Origin of the sequence: Streptomyces sp. NBRC 109706 (assembly GCF_000974485.1) — a bacterium.
In the GTDB taxonomy this organism is placed as follows: Bacteria; Actinomycetota; Actinomycetes; order Streptomycetales; family Streptomycetaceae; genus Streptomyces.
The window spans coordinates 135,086-148,674 of sequence record NZ_BBOM01000009.1; the positions used below are offsets into that span (position 1 = coordinate 135,086).

General features: G+C 74.5%; 11 protein-coding genes. 9 read left to right on the forward strand and 2 right to left on the reverse strand.

Annotation, left to right across the window (positions count from 1 at the left end):
* Nucleotides 1–90: 90 nt before the first annotated feature.
* Nucleotides 91–510 (reverse strand): hypothetical protein, encoded by a 420-nt coding sequence (locus tag AOM46_RS20130; protein ID WP_062213982.1) that lies wholly within the window; start codon nt 508–510, stop codon nt 91–93.
* Nucleotides 511–596: 86 nt separating this feature from the next.
* Here AOM46_RS20130 and AOM46_RS20135 point away from each other — a divergent pair, with 86 nt between their 5' ends.
* A complete protein-coding gene (locus AOM46_RS20135) occupies nt 597–2,300 on the forward strand; it encodes a translation initiation factor 2 (RefSeq protein ID WP_234313882.1) in 1,704 nt (567 codons plus the stop codon).
* Here AOM46_RS20135 and AOM46_RS20140 read toward each other — a convergent pair.
* Nucleotides 2,297–4,264, reverse strand: a complete 1,968-nt coding sequence (locus AOM46_RS20140) for a hypothetical protein (RefSeq protein WP_062213983.1) — start codon at nt 4,262–4,264, stop codon at nt 2,297–2,299. The two genes, AOM46_RS20135 and AOM46_RS20140, sit on opposite strands and share 4 nt — an antisense overlap.
* Before the next feature lie 295 nt (nt 4,265–4,559).
* Here AOM46_RS20140 and AOM46_RS20145 point away from each other — a divergent pair, with 295 nt between their 5' ends.
* Genes AOM46_RS20145 through AOM46_RS20180 form a run of 8 tightly spaced genes read left to right on the forward strand, consistent with a single transcriptional unit; the run spans nt 4,560 to nt 13,585 of the window.
* Nucleotides 4,560–5,852 (forward strand): ATP-grasp domain-containing protein, encoded by a 1,293-nt coding sequence (locus AOM46_RS20145; RefSeq protein ID WP_062214371.1) that lies wholly within the window; start codon nt 4,560–4,562, stop codon nt 5,850–5,852.
* Nucleotides 5,849–6,733 (forward strand): Rossmann-like domain-containing protein, encoded by an 885-nt coding sequence (locus AOM46_RS20150; RefSeq protein WP_062213984.1) that lies wholly within the window; start codon nt 5,849–5,851, stop codon nt 6,731–6,733. Before AOM46_RS20145 ends, AOM46_RS20150 begins: the two co-directional genes overlap by 4 nt.
* Nucleotides 6,730–7,827, forward strand: a complete 1,098-nt coding sequence (locus tag AOM46_RS20155) for a PLP-dependent cysteine synthase family protein (protein ID WP_062213985.1) — start codon at nt 6,730–6,732, stop codon at nt 7,825–7,827. Before AOM46_RS20150 ends, AOM46_RS20155 begins: the two co-directional genes overlap by 4 nt.
* A gap of 11 nt (nt 7,828–7,838) precedes the next feature.
* Nucleotides 7,839–8,915, forward strand: a complete 1,077-nt coding sequence (locus AOM46_RS20160; protein ID WP_062214372.1) for a dipeptide epimerase — start codon at nt 7,839–7,841, stop codon at nt 8,913–8,915.
* Complete coding sequence (locus AOM46_RS20165) at nt 8,902–10,215, forward strand: MFS transporter (protein ID WP_062213986.1); 1,314 nt, start codon at nt 8,902–8,904, stop codon at nt 10,213–10,215. The genes AOM46_RS20160 and AOM46_RS20165 overlap by 14 nt, the downstream gene beginning before the upstream one ends.
* On the forward strand, nt 10,212–11,021 hold the full coding sequence (locus tag AOM46_RS20170; RefSeq protein WP_062213987.1) for a bifunctional 2-polyprenyl-6-hydroxyphenol methylase/3-demethylubiquinol 3-O-methyltransferase UbiG: 810 nt from the start codon (nt 10,212–10,214) through the stop codon (nt 11,019–11,021). Before AOM46_RS20165 ends, AOM46_RS20170 begins: the two co-directional genes overlap by 4 nt.
* A gap of 48 nt (nt 11,022–11,069) precedes the next feature.
* Entirely contained in the window at nt 11,070–12,635 is a 1,566-nt protein-coding gene (locus AOM46_RS20175) for an ABC transporter substrate-binding protein (RefSeq protein ID WP_062213988.1), read from the forward strand.
* A complete protein-coding gene (locus AOM46_RS20180; protein WP_062213989.1) occupies nt 12,632–13,585 on the forward strand; it encodes an ABC transporter permease in 954 nt (317 codons plus the stop codon). Before AOM46_RS20175 ends, AOM46_RS20180 begins: the two co-directional genes overlap by 4 nt.
* Nucleotides 13,586–13,589 lie beyond the last annotated feature (4 nt).

Genomic DNA, 13,589 nt, shown 5'->3' on the forward strand with positions numbered 1-13,589 from the left:
CCGGCGGCGGTGACCCCGAGCCCGGGCAGGGCAGGGCCGGGGTAGGCCCAGAGCAGGCGTGGGTGGGCGGGGAGAACACCCCCGGTGGGGTCAGTCGGGCGCGCGCAGCGCCTCGCGGGCCGCGTGGATGAAGGCGAAGCGGGCGCGTTCCAGCTCGTCCAGGCCGCGCTCGCGGCGCAACGCCTCCAGCAGGGCGCCGGCCTCGGTGGCCGCCGGGCCCTCCAACTGGACTGCGCCCATGGCGCGTTGCAGCGCCGCGCGGTCCTCGGCTGAGCCGCCGCCGGCCCGGCGGGCGAGCAGCACCGTCTCGGCGGCGTCCAGAAAACGCAGATAGGTGGCGCGGCGGGCGGCCAGCGCCCGCTCCCGGCGCTGCTGCTCGACGGTGATCCGCACCGTCTCCAGCATCGCCGCCGCCTGCCGCCGGCCGGCCGACCGGGCGAAGATCCCGCTGATCAGGCTGGCCACCAAAGCCGAGCCGGCCGCGATCAACGCCACTCCCCACTCCGTCATGCGGTTATTCTTCCCGCCTCGGCTGCCCCTCCCACCCCCGACGAGTACGATCGAGCCATGCGTGCTGACAACCCATGCAACCGTCGGTGACCAGCGGGAACGAGCCTGTTCAGGGGCTCGCCCAGGCCACGTCGGACAACCGTCCGACCGGCCGGACCGTGCTCTTCGCGGCACGGTCGGCGACCGCGCTCCACCGCCTGCTCGACGTTCTGCCGGTCTTCGCCGGGGACGACCGGATCGCCCGCCGCTTCACCCTGGTGCCCGGCTCCGCGTTCGACGTGGACGCGCTGGCCGCCGTGGAACGGGCCGGCGGCCGGATGGTGCCCTGGGAACGGGCGCGGGGCCTCGGCTTTGACCTGATCCTGGCGGCCAGCCCCAAGGGCCGGCTCGAACTGCTCGCCGGGCAGCGGGTGTTGCTTCCGCATGGGGCGGGCTTCGGCAAGACCCTCCCGGGGGAGGGCACGCCCGGCGCGCCGTCCGGTCTGGATCCGGAGTTCCTGCTCGCCGACGGGGAGCCGCTGGCCGCGCTGCACGCGCTCGCCCATCCCCAACAGGTCGACCAGCTGGCGGTGTCCAGCCCGCACGCGGCGGCCAGGGCGGTGGTGGTGGGCGATCCCACGTTGGAGCGGCTGCTCGCCTCGGTCGGTCGACGGGACGACATCCGGGCCGCGTTGGGCACGGGAGCGCGTCGCCTGCTGGTGCTCACCTCCACCTGGGGCCCGGAGTCGTTGCTGCGCCGCCGGCCGGGGCTCGCCGCCGAGCTGTTGGCTCAACTCCCCTTCGACGGGTACCAGTTGGCGTTGGTGCTGCATCCCAACGAGCGCAGCAGGCTGGGCTCGTTCGATCTGGCGCAGAGCCTCGCGCCGGCGCTGGACGCCGGTCTGCTGCTTCCGGGGCCGCATGCCGAATGGGCCTCGCTGCTGGTCGCCGCCGACGCGGTGATCACGGACCACGGTTCGACGGCGCTCTATGCCGCGGCGCTCGACCGTCCGGTGATCGCGGCCTACGAAGGCGGCGACGAGCTGATCCGGGACAGTCCGATGGCCCGACTGCTGGCCGCCAGCCCCCGGTTGACGTCGGCGGCGCGGCTGGCGGAGGCGTTGGAGGAAGCGTCGGCCGCGCGCGGCGTCGGCCCGGCCGTGACGGCGACCGTCTTCGCGGAACGCGGGCGCGCGCTGGAGCGGTTGCGCGCCGAGCTGTACGCGCTGCTGGGTCTTGAGCCGGTCGGCCCGCCGCCGGCGCCCGAGCCGCTGCCGGTGCCCCGGCACGCGGCGCGCCAGCCGGTGGCCTGCGCGGTGAACGCGGAGGTGGTGGGTGACGCGCTGGTGACGGTGGAGCGGTTTCCGCCGTGGCGGGAGCCACCGGCCAGGATGCTGGCGGCCGAGCGGGGCGCGGCGAGCGAACGGCAGGCACAGAGCGCCGGGTTGCTCTACCGGCGGGCCGGGAGCATGGCGCCGGCCGGGCCCCATCGGGTGGCGTGGACGGCTGCGGGGTGGATCGACGAGACGCTGCGCGCCTATCCGGGTTGTGCGACCGCCGGGGTGGTGCTCTCCGCCACCTCCGCGCTGCTGCGGACCCGCGTCGGGGCGCTGCTGCGGCTGGAGTTGGCGCCGCTGACGGTCGAGGGGCGGGTGATCCACACCGATCCGGCGGCCGCGCTCTGCGCCGCCCACGCCTGGCTGGCCCGCCAGCCGGGACCACGGGCCGCCTTCACCACCCGGCTGGGCCACCACACCTTCCCCACCACCCTCGCCCCGGCCTCCCCGAACGACGCGGAGCTGCCGCTCTAACCGTTGCCGTGCCGCTCCCTGATCTCCTGGGCGCGGGTGCGGAGTTCGGTGGACCGGGCGGGTTCGCCCAGTCGGGCGAGGAGGTCGGCGAACGGGTCCAGGATCCTGGCCTCGTCGAAGTCGGCGCCGCGTGCCCGTGCGGAGGTGAGGGCGAACTCGTAGTGCGGGCGGGCCTGTTCGGGGCGGTCGAGGCGGACGAGGACGCCGGCCAGGGCGAACCCGGCGCGGGCGGCGATCCGCTCCCGGCCCTGTTCGATCGCCGACTCGTGGGCCTGGGCGAGTAGTTCAACGGCGCGGTCCAGCTCGCCGAGGGCGGCCAGCGCCTCGCCCAGCCGGTAGGTGCCCAGCAGTACGCCATAGGCGTTGCCGATGGCGCGATGGGTCTGCCGGGCCGAGGCGAAGTCGGCGGCTGCGGACTGCCAGTCGCCGCGCCTGCCGTGCAGGGTGCCTCTGAACTCGACGACGGAGGCCGCCAGTTTGCGGTCCCTGGGGGTGTCGTCGAGCAGTTCGACGGCGGCCAGCGCGCCGGCGATCTCCTCGGCGGCGGCGTCGAACTCGTCCTGTTCCCACAGTGCGCGGGCGAGTTGTGCGCGCATGCGGGCCAACGCCGGGATGTGCTCGGCGCGTTGGGCGGACGCGATGCCGAGGCGGAAGGAGTCGGTGGTGTCGGCGTAGTGCGGATGGTCGAGGAAGTGGGTCCACAGCGGTTCGCAGAGGGCCCATGCCTCGGTGTCGAGGCCGAGCCGGTTGGCGTCCGCCACCGAGCCGTGCAGGGCGTGTCGTTCGTCCGCCAACCAGCGTCGTCCGTCGGCGGGTTGGGGTTCGTCGGTGGTGCCGAAGGAGACGTCGGGTGCGTCGGGGTCGGCCGGCACGGGATCGGCGACGGTCAGCCGGGGGCCGGCGGCCAGCAGGTCGGCGCGTTGGGCCTGCCGCAGGTACCAGCGGATGACGCGGCGCAGCGCGACCTCCCGTTCCGCCGGGGTGCCGTCCTCGCGGGCGCGGCGGTCGGCGTGGGCGCGCAACGGCTCGGGGAGCCGGGTGCGTTGGTGTCTGGCGTCGAGGAGTCCCGCGGTCTCCAGCGCGTCCAGGCCGTCGTCGGCGGCCTCGCGGCCCCGGCCGAGGAGCACGGCGGCGCCCTCGGCGGTGAAGGTGCCGCCGGGGTAGGCGGGGAGCAGCCGGTAGAGCAGCGCCGCGTTCTCGTCCAGTGTGCGGTAGGCCGCGTCCCACACCGCTTCGACCATCGGTAGCCCCCTGTCGTGGAGTTCGGTGTCGAGTTCGGCGAGTAGCCTGCTCAGTGGGCGCCTGCGGTGGCGGCGGAGCCACTGCCCGGCGACCCGCACGGCGGCCGGCAGGCCGGCGCAGAGGCGCAACAGGCCGTCGACCGCGTCGGGTTCGGCGGCGAGTCGGGGGTCGTCGACGATCAGCCGGAGCAGTTCGGCGGCGTCCCGGTCGGCGAGCGGCGCGAGCGGCAGCTCGACGGCGAGGCCGTGTTCGAGGTCGTGCAGCGGGCCGTGGCTGGCGACGATCACCAGGCTGTCCCCCGAGGCGGGCAGCAGCGGCAGCACCTCGGCGGCGGTGCGCGCGTTGTCGACGAGCACGATCAGCCGGCGGCCGTCGGTGCGGTCCCAGTACTGGCGGCTGCGGTCGCGGAGCGTCTGGTGGAGCCAGCGGCCGTCGACATCCAGCGGGGCCAGCAACTCGCCGAGGGCGTCGGTCACTTCGACGGCCCCGTCGCGGCGCAGCTCGTTGAGGTCGACATGGAGGACGCCGTCGGGGTAGCGGTCGCGGAGGGTGCGGGCTAGGCGGTAGGCGAGTTCGGTCTTGCCGGTGCCGCCGAGGCCGCTGAGCGCCAGGCACAGTGGCCGGGACGGGTTCTTCCAGTCGGAGACGGCCCGAAAGGCGCGGGCCTGTTCGTCCTCCCGATCGACGAAGTGTGCTGTTTCCGGTGGAACCTGGTACACCATGCCCGGCCGACTCCGATGTCCGCTGTCAGTGGTCGCGTCGGACCGGTCCCACCGGCCGTTCGGCGACGCCCCCTTGGAGCTGTCGTTCACTCTAAGTGCACCGCCGCTGTGGAACCAGCGACGCCGCCCCTCCCCCGTTCCCTTCACGCCAGCCGCACCGGCCGCGCCCCGGTGGCCTTGGGCACGGCCCACAACACGAGTGACAATGAAAACGATTATCAGTATGCTCTGGCTCCGTAGTCGGCGCGCCGAACGGGATCGGCAGGCCGAACGGGACGAAGGGCGGACGCGGAACGTGGGACATTTGCTGATGGTCGAGAGTTGGGTCGGCTCCATGAGCCGCCTGCTGCCGCGCGCGATCGGGGAGGGCGGCCACCGGTTCACCTTTCTGACCCGGGATCTCCACCACTACCTGAGCTCGGGCCCGGTCGGCGAGACCGGGCCGCATCCGCTGCTCGCCGCCGAGAACGTGCTGAGCGCCCCCACCAACGAGCTGCCGGCGCTGCTGGAGTACACCAGGCGGGCCCATCGACTGCTCGGGTTCGACGGGGTGATCTCCGCCTGCGACTACTATCTGCCGGCCGCCGCCCGGATCGCCGAGGCCCTGGGCCTCCCCGGCCCCGCGCCCGAGGCGGTGACGGCGGCCTGCCGCAAGGACGCCACCCGGGAGCGGCTGGCCTCGGCCGGGGTGCCGGGTCCGGCGTTCGCCGTCTGCCGGGACGGGGACGAACTGGCCGACGCCGCCGCCCGGTTGGGCTATCCGCTGGTGATCAAGCCGGTGGACCTGTGCGCCGGGATGCTGGTGCGGCGGGTGGCCGACGAGCGGGAGCTGGCCCGGGCGTACCAGGCGTTGGCCGCCTTCCCCGTCAATGCCAGGGGCCAACGCCGTTCCACGGCCGTGCTGTTGGAGGAGCTGCTGGACGGCCCCGAGGTCAGCGTGGAGACGGTCTCCCGGGGCGGAGCCTGCCAAGTGGTCGGCGTGACCGACAAGAGCCTGGGCGGCGCGCCGGCCTTTGTGGAGACGGGGCATCTCTTCCCCAGTGCGCTGCCGCCCGAGGCCGTGCGGGCGGCGGCCGACACGGCCGTGTCCGCGCTGGCGGCGCTGGGGCTCGACCAGGTGGTCGCGCACACCGAGATCAGACTCACCGCGCGCGGCCCCCGGGTGGTGGAGGTCAATCCACGCCCGGCCGGCAACCGGATCACCGAGTTGGTGCGGCAGGTGACCGGGATCGATCTGCCGGCGGCGGCCGTGGAGTTGGCGCTCGGCCACGAGCCCGACCTCACGCCCGGGGCCACCGGGGTGGGCAGCGCCGCGATTCGTTTTCTTCTCCCCGAGGGGCCCGATCTCCCGTCCGGGGGCGCCGAGTTGGGCGCCTTCGACGGCACGGACCAGGCGGCGTCGCTGCCCGGCGTGCGGGAGCTGCGGCTGGCCGAGGCGGGGCGCCCCGTCACCCCGGCCACCAGCAACAACGACTATCTGGGCCATGTGTTGACCACCGCGCCCGACGGCTCCGCCGGGGAGCGCGCCGGCGAGGCGCTGTCCCTGCTGCGCCCCCGCTGGGCCGCGCCGGTCGGCGGTGCGGCATGACGGGCGGGCGGACGGCGCTCCCGTCCCCGACGGCCGACCGCGCCGTGTCCGCGCTGGTGACGCGGGCGCTGGCCGGCGAGTTCGGCCCGGCGCCGGCGGGCACCCGGGTCTCGTTGGCCTTCGACACCCGGCAGGCGGTGCGCCACCGGGGCCGCTCAGGCGGCTACCGCAACGAGGTGCTGAGCCTGCGGGTGGCGGACTCCGTCGGCTCCTGCGCGGTCGAGCCCGGCACCCTGTCCGCCGAGGTGCTCGACGGCCTCGCCGGCGCCGAGCTGGCCGGGCTGCTGCGCCACCCGCGGCGGCCGGTGCGACTGGCCGCGTTGGACGCCTATCTGGGGCGGGTGCTGCCGCACACGCCGGAGAACGGCGCGCGCCGCCGCCCGCTGCCGGCCGGCGACAGCCTGGCCAGATCGCGGGCCAGGGCGGCGGCCGTGGTGGGGCTCCTGCCCGAGCCGCCGCTGATAGCGCGGGTGTTGGTGGTGGGTGTGGTCAACTCACTGCTGGAGGCGCTGCGTTGGCGTGGGCTGGACTATCTGCCCTGCGATCTCAAGGGCGGCCGAACCGAGTGGGACGAGCCGGTGTCCACCGACGCACTCGCCCGACTCGACGACTGTGACGCGCTGTTGGTCTCCGGGATGACGCTGGGCAATGGCACCTTCGATCCCCTGCTGGACCATGCCAGGGCCACGGGCAAACCGCTGGTGCTGTTCGCGCAGAGCGGCGCCGCGGTGGCGCCCCGGTTGCTCGGGGCGGGGGTGAGCGCGGTGTCGGCCGAGCCCTATCCCTTCTTCTGGCTGGACGGCGGCCCCGGCGCGATCCATCTCTACGGGCCGGCCGGACCGTCCGGGCCCGCCGGACCGGGCGAGGAGGGCGCGCGATGACGGCCGCGCTGGCCCCCCGACACGCCGCCGTGCCCGAGCTGTTGGCGCTGGTGGGCCGCTCCCCGTTGGCCCGGATCACCGTGCCGCTGCCGCGTCCGCACCCCGGGTTCTGGGCCAAGTTGGAGGGGATGAGCGTCGGCGGGCTGAAGGCCAGGGCCGCCGTCGCGATGCTTGTCGGCGCCCGGGAGCGGGGCGAGCTGCGGCCCGGCGCACCGGTGGTGGAGTCCACCTCCGGCACCCTCGGGCTCGGTCTCGCGTTCGCCGGACGGGCCCTGGGCCATCCGGTGACCCTGGTCGGCGACGCCGAGCTGGAGCCCTTCGTCCGGGCCCAGCTGCGGGCCCATGGCGCCCGTCTCGAACTGGTGGACAGGCCGGCGCGGCGCGGCGGCTGGCAGGCCGCGCGGATCGCCAGGCTCCGGGGCGTGCTGGCCAGCACCCCGGGCGCCTACTGGCCCGATCAGTACAACAACCCTGACAACGTGGCGGGTTACGCCTCGCTGGCCGCCGAGATCGGCGGCGCGCTCGACCGTCTGGACGTGTTGGTGTGCAGCGTCGGCACCGGTGGCCACAGCGCGGGGGTCGCGGGTCCGTTGCGCCGCCGCTGGCCGGGGCTGCGGGTGATCGGCGTGGACTCGGTGGGCTCCACCGTGTTCGGCCAGCCGGCCCGCCCCCGGCTGATGCGCGGTCTCGGCAGCAGCATCCATCCGGGCAACGTGCGGCACGACCTCTTCGACGAGGTGCACTGGGTCGGACCGAGGGAGGCCGTCGCCAGCTGCCGGGCCCTGGCGCGGGACGCCTTCGTCAGCGGCGGGTGGAGCACCGGCGCGGTGGCGCTGGTCGCCGCCTGGGCGGCCCGCACCTTCGCCGGCGCCACCGTGGCCACCGTCTTCCCCGACGGGCCGCACCGCTATCTGGGCACCATCTACGACGACGGGTACTGCCGGCGCCATGGCCTCGATCCGGACGCCGCCCCGCCCGCGGGGCGGCCGGTGGAGATCCCGGCGCCCGACGCGGTGGAGGCCACCGGATGGACGCGGTGCCTGCGGGGCGGCGTCCGGATCGAGACCGTTCCGCCGGCCGGGGCCACGCGGTGAGCGCCCGGGGCATCGCGCTGGAAACGCGCGTCACTGTACTGGAGTTGAGCCAGCCGCTGCGGATCTCCCGCGCGACGATGAGCCGTCGGGAGGCCGTCTGGGTGGCCCTGCGGGTGGCGGGCGAGGTCGGATACGGCGAACTGCTCGGCTCCCGCTATCTGGGCGTGCGGGTGCCGGAGGCCATCGGCACCCTGCGGCGCCAGGTGGCGCCCGCGCTGGCGCGGCAGCCGACCCCCGAGGCGGCGCTGACAGCGCTGCGCGCGGACCGGCTGCTGCCGGCCGAGGTGTCGGCCCCCGTCCGGGCCGCGGTGGAGGCCGCGTTGCTGGACCTGTGGGGACGGTCGCTCGGCCAGCCGGTCCATCGGCTGCTGGGCACGGAGGTACGTCCTTCCGCGCCGACCGCACGCACAGTGGGCATGGTGCGGCCCAAGGAGGCAGCGGCGCAGGCCCGCTGGCTGGTGGCGCGCGGCTTCCGACTGCTGAAGGTGAAGGCCGGCTCCCCCGACCCCGAGGAGGACCTGGCCCGGATCGGCGCCGTGCTGACCTCGGCCCCCGGCGCCAGAGTGCTGGTGGACGCCAACGGCGCCTGGACGGTGGCGCGGGCGGCGAGCCTGCTGCCACGCCTGGCGGAGCTGGGCGTGGAGGCGGTCGAACAGCCGACGGTGCCGGGCGTCCCCGAGGAGCTGGCCCGGCTGGCGGAGCGCTCACCGCTGCCGCTGATCGCCGACGAGGATGCCGCCGGGCTCGCCGAGGTACGGCGACTGGCGGGACGAGTTCAGGGAGTGAACGTCAAATTGGCCCAGTGTGGGGGCGTCTACCGCGCCCTGGAGATCACCGCCGCGCTGGCCGGCAGCGGCACCCGGCTGATGCTGGGCTGTCAGGCCGGCTCGTCGCTGTCCATCGCGCCGGCGGTCCATCTGGTGGACCGGGCCAGGTGGGTCGACCTGGACGGCCATCTGCTGCTGGCCCACGACCCGTGGCGGGGCGTCGGCGGCGCCGACGGAACGGTCGGGGCCGGAACGGGTCCCGGGCTCGGGGTGCGCCCGGCGGCAGGCCAGGCGGAGGGAGGACAGCGTGCACACGCTTAGGGCGACCCGGACGCTCCCGCCGGCCGTCCAGCTGCTGCTGGTCAACCAGTTCGGCGTGAACACCGGCTTCTATCTGCTGATCCCCTATCTGGCGTTCCATCTGGACGAGGGCCTTGGCATGTCGGCCGCCGCCGTTGGCCTGGTGCTGGGGGCACGGAACCTCAGCCAACAGGGCCTGTTTCTGATCGGCGGCTCGGCGGCCGACCGGCTGGGCCCCCGCCGGGTGATCATCGCCGGCTGTGCGCTGCGCACGGTGGGCTTCGGGGCCTTCGCGCTGGGCGACTCGCTGGCGGTCCTGCTGGTGGCCTCGCTGCTCAGCGGACTGGCCGGCGCGCTGTTCAACCCGGCGGTGCGGGCCTATGTCGCGGTCTCGGCCGGCGAGCGGAGGGCGGAGGCTTTCGCGCTCTTCCAGGTGTTCGCCACCACCGGCGCCCTGGTGGGGCCGGTGCTGGGCAGCGTGTTGCTGCTGGTGGACTTCCGGGCCTCGGCGCTGGCCGCCGCCGGCATCTTCGCCGTGCTCACCGTCGCCCAGGCCCTGGTGCTGCCGGCCGCGCCGGGCACCGCGCCCAGCGCCGCGCGCCCCGGTGTGCTCAGCGACTGGCGCCAGGTGCTGACCAACCGTGCCTTCCTCGCCTTCTCGCTGGCCTTCTCCGGGCTCTTCGCTTTGGAGACCCAGCTCTATCTGCTCTTCCCCCAGGGGGCCAGGGTCGCCACCGATGTGCCGGGCGCGGCCGGCGCCGTGTTCCTGCTGGGCACCGTCCTCGGCCTCACCCTGCAACTGCGCCTCACCACCCGGCTCAAGGCCGGCGGCGACCGGGGCCGCGCCCTGGTCGCCGGGCTGCTCCTGATGGCCCTGGCGTTCCTGCCGCCGCTGCTGGTCACCGCGGCTCCGGCCGGCGACCCGCCGGCCGGGGTCGGCCAGGCCGCCCTGCGGCTGCTGCCGGTGCTGGTCGGCGCGCTGCTGCTGTATCTGGGCCTGATGGTGGCCCAGCCGTTCGTGCTGGAGCTGATCCCCGCCTTCGGCCAACAGCGGTTGACCGGGACCCACTTCGGGGTGTTCTACGCCATCTCCGGGCTGGTGGCCGCCGGCGTCAACGCGCTGGTCGGCTGGACCACGGACCTCGGCGAACGTTCCGGACTGCCCGCGCTGCCCTGGCTCTGCTGTCTGCTCATCGGGCTGCTCTCGGCCGGCGGCGCGCTGCTGCTGCGCCGTGCCGACGTCCTGCCGGGGCCGGCCCCGGCGCCCTCCGCGTCCGCCGCCCCCGCCGGCTCCGCGCCGACCCGACGGGGGGCGTCATGACCGACGAGTCCCCGAGCCGGGAGAGCGGCGCCAACCTCCTGACCGAGCAACCCGCGCTCTACGAGGCCAGGTTCCCCGATCCGGAGCGGATCGCCGGCCGCTGGGTGGACGCGGTGCTGCGCCGCCACCGGTCCGGCCCCCGGGTGTTGGACGCCGGCTGCGGCACCGGCCGGGACGCGGCCCATCTGCACCGCGCCGGCTGGCGGGTCACCGCGTTCGACCTGGCGCCCAGCATGCTGGCGTATGCCCGCGCCCACCATCCGGGGCCGCGTCATCTCCGCGCGGATCTGCGGGAGTTCACCCTGGAACAGCCGGTGGACGCGGTGCTCTGCCTGGACAGCGCGCTGCTCCACTGCCACCGCAACGAGGAGCTGGCCGGCTTTCTGGACAGCTGCCGAAGGGCGCTCTCGCCGGGCGGGCTGCTGATCGCCGAGATGCGTAACGGTGCCTTCTTTCTGGGCCGCACCGAACTTCTCGACGCTCCCAGCACCTTCACGCTCGACTGGGCGGGCGTCCGTCACACCGCGACCACCACGCTCCGGCTGGACCGGTCCGCGCAACTCCTGCGCCGCCTGCGGGTGTGGCGGTCCGACGACGGCTCCCCGCCGGTGGCGCAGCACTCCGCCTGGCGGCTGCTCTTCCCCCAGGAACTCAGGGCGCTGCTGGCCACGGCCGGTTTCCGGGTGCTGGAACTCCACGACGGCCCTGGGCCGCGCACCGAACCGCGTTGGCGCCAGGACGGGCCCCCGCCGACCGGCTCAGCCGATGGCGACCGGCTCCATCTGGTGGCCAGGCTCGACGCCTGACCGGCGAGGACCGCACCACCCCCGACTCATCCGAGGAACGAACCACCCATGCCACTCCCCATCCCAACTCGCCGTACCCTGCTGACCGTTGCCGCCGCCGGCGGCGCCCTGGCCATGGCCGGCTGCACCGGCCCCGGCGCCTCGGGCGACCCCGCGGACGACGCCGAGCGGGGCACCCCCCGACCCGGCGGAACGCTGCGCGCCGCCTTCGCCGGCGGCGGCACCAACGAGACCCTGGACCCGCATCTGGTGAACCTCTTCGCCGACGCGGCCCGCGCCAAGGCGCTCTTCGACAAGCTCGCCGACTTCGGCTCCGATCTGTCCGCCCAGCCGCGCCTGGCCGAACGCTGGGAGCCGAACGAGGGCCTGGACGTCTGGACGGTCACCCTGCGCGAGGCCGGCTGGCACGACGGCAGCCCGGTCACCGCCGCCGATGTGCTGCACAGTTACCGCAGAATCGCCGACCCGGACCGCGCCTTCCGGGCGAAGAGCTCGCTCGAACCGATCGACCTGGACGCCAGCGAGGCGCCGGACGAACGCACCGTCGTCTTCCGGCTCAAGCGTCCCTACGCCGACTTTCCCCATGTGCTGGCCGCCTTCGGCGCCTATGTGGTGCCGGACGGCGCCGAGGAGTTCGACCGGCCGGTGGGCTCGGGGCCGTTCCGCTTTGTCTCCTTCACCCCCGGCCGGTCGCTGACCGTGGAGCGGTTCGACGACCACTGGGAGGGCGCCCCGCTGCTGGACGGGGTCGAATTCCTGGTGGCCGACGAGGAGTCGGCCCGGGTGAACGCGCTGCTCGGCGGACAGGTCGAGTACGCCCATGAACTGAACCCGACAACCGCCCGAGCCCATCAGGACGGCGATCAACTGCGCATCGTGCGGCTTCCCAACAGCACGATGCAGGGCTTTGTGCTCAAGACCGACCGGCCGCCGTTCGACGACCCCCGGGTGCGGGAGGCGTTCTTTCTGATCGCAGACCGCCAGGAACTGATCGACGGGGCGCTCTCCGGCGCCGGCGAGATCGGCAACGACCTCTTCGGCAAGGGCTACCGGTACTACGCCGACCAACTCCCCCAGCGCACCCAGGATCTGGACCGGGCCAGGCGACTGCTGCGGGAGGCCGGGCACGGCGAGGGGCTGACCGTCCAGCTGGACACCTCGCCGGTGGCCACCGGCTTCCTGGAGTCGGCCGAGATCTTCAAGGAGCAGGCCGCCCGCGCCGGGGTGGACATCGAGGTGCGGGTGGGCAGCGCGGACACCTACTGGAGCGACACGCTGGACTCCGGGGTGCTGGCCTGCACCCGGTCGGGCGCCATGCCCATCGAATCGCACATATCCCAGCGGCTGTTGCGGGACTCCCCGACCAACGCCAGTCAGTGGCGGCACGACGATTTCGACGCGCTCTACCAGCAGGCCCAGTCCACCCGGGACGACGAGGAACGAGGCGCGCTCTATGAGCGGATGCAGCGCCGACTGCACGCCGAGGGCGGGTTTCTGATCTGGGGCTTTGCCGACTGGATCGTCGGCACCGCCAACCGGGTGCGCGGGGTCGCCGAGGACGCGCCGGCCAACACCCTGGACTGGGCGCGCTTCGACCGCGTGTGGCTGGCGTGACCGATCAACGCGCCTGGCTCGTCCGCCGGTTGCTGCTCGGACTGGTGCAGGTCGTCGGCGTGGTCCTGCTGGTCTTCGCCCTCGCCGAGGCGCTGCCGGGCGACGCGGCAGTGGCCCTGGCCGGCGATCAGCCCGACCCGGAGCGGGTCGCGCTGATCAGGGAGTCCATGGGACTCGACCGGTCGGCGGGCGAGCGGCTGGCCGACTGGATCGGCGGACTGCTCCGGGGCGATCTGGGCACCTCGCTGGTGACCGGCCGCCCGGTGACGTCCTATCTCGCGGACGGGATGGGCGCCACGCTCACGCTGGCGCTCCTGACGCTGACGCTGCTGGTGCCCGTCGCGGTGGGCCTCGGGGTGCTGGCCGCCCGTCGGGAGGGCGGCCCGGCGGATCGGCTGATCAGCGGGGTGACCCTGGCCGTCTACGCGCTGCCGGAGTTCGCGCTGGGCGTGCTGCTGGTGACGGTGTTCGCGCTGCGGCTCGGCTGGCTGCCGCCGACCGCGATCGGCCCGGGCGCCGAACTCATCGGCGAGCCGGCCGTGTTGGTGCTGCCGGTGCTGGTGCTGCTGGCCCGTCCGGTGTGCTCGATCAGCCGGCTGGTCCGGGCCGGCATGATCGAGGCGCTGGCCTCGCCGCCGGTGGCGCAGGCCCGCAGGTTCGGCGTCCCCGAATGGCGGGTGCGCTGGGCGCACGCGCTGCCCAACGCGGTGATCCCGGCCGCCCAGCAGTTGGCCCGTACCTGCGACTGGCTGCTGTCCGGGGTGATCGTGGTGGAGACGCTGTTTGTGATCCCGGGCCTGGGCACGGTGCTGGTCGACGCGGTGTCCGCCCGTGACCTGCCGGTGATCCAGGGGCTGGCCGTGGTCTTCGGGCTGGTCACCGTGCTGGTCAACCTCGCCGCCGATCTGGTGACCCGCCGGTTCGCCCCCCGGGCCTCGGTGATCGCATGACGGG